Origin of the sequence: Coprococcus sp. TF11-13 (genome assembly GCF_003481085.1) — a bacterium.
In the GTDB taxonomy this organism is placed as follows: domain Bacteria; phylum Bacillota; class Clostridia; order Lachnospirales; family Lachnospiraceae; genus Coprococcus; species Coprococcus aceti.
Genome location: NZ_QUKK01000029.1, coordinates 1 through 889 on the forward strand (window position 1 = coordinate 1; position 889 = coordinate 889).

The 889-nt window shown below is 43.9% G+C and carries 1 protein-coding gene; it reads right to left on the reverse strand.

Annotation, left to right across the window (positions count from 1 at the left end):
* A partial coding sequence (locus tag DXD11_RS14095; RefSeq protein ID WP_330426655.1) for a hypothetical protein occupies positions 1-871 on the reverse strand: 871 nt, incomplete at its 3' end.
* Positions 872-889: the final 18 nt, after the last annotated feature.

Sequence of the window (889 nt, forward strand, 5' to 3'; positions counted from 1 at the left end):
TAATACTTCTTTCAGACTCCACCCGTCCTTTGCTAGTAGACATACCCCTATTCTTTCCATCTGCTTTTGACGATGACTTTCCACCCTCAAAAACTGACCGCAAAACAAATGATGTTATTGCACACTCTGCCCAGGTCTTGGCTACATCTCCGCCTGTTATTGCTTTATCATATTTGTTTTCATGATATATGTATGTAGCTGTACCTATTGTTGCATCCCCAACAGCATTTATTACTCTGGCAGCAAAAACATTACCGACCGTCATCTCTGCACCAGTCATCATGGCTGATGTTCCTGCGCCAAACATTCCACAAAGAGCACCTATTATTGCGCCCTCTTCAACGCCACTTGCAAATCCATCAAAAAACGACTTTCCTGCTTTCACTGATGCAGCGCCATTCATTATACCAGATATTGCTGATCCCACGAGGGCCGATGTCGCTACAGACTGTGTCACTGCAGCTGCCGTAGCTCCCAGTACAGCAGGGCAGACTATCGCCACTGCAGCAGTAACCACAAGCACGCCTATGCCTATAGCCAGCTTTCCTTCACTGGTCTCATACCATGGAGTTTCAGCATATAGGTTGCATAGAGTCTGTCCAGATGCCTCGAATTTTTCATTACATTCTTTATACAGATCGTATGCCTCATCCAGAATCTTCTTCAGAGTTCCAAGCCGATCATATTCGTCTACCAGTTGAGCACGATATCTGTCCAGGGATGATATATCCAGGGATTCCGCCATCTTGCTTATGTATATTATATCTCTCTGACGTCTGATATCATCAATATACTGTCCAAGTGTATCATATATCTTTGATAATCTGTAAGGTTCATCTTCAAGCTTGCCCAAGTCTACATATAAAAGCACGCCTCTATTCCCCATTAT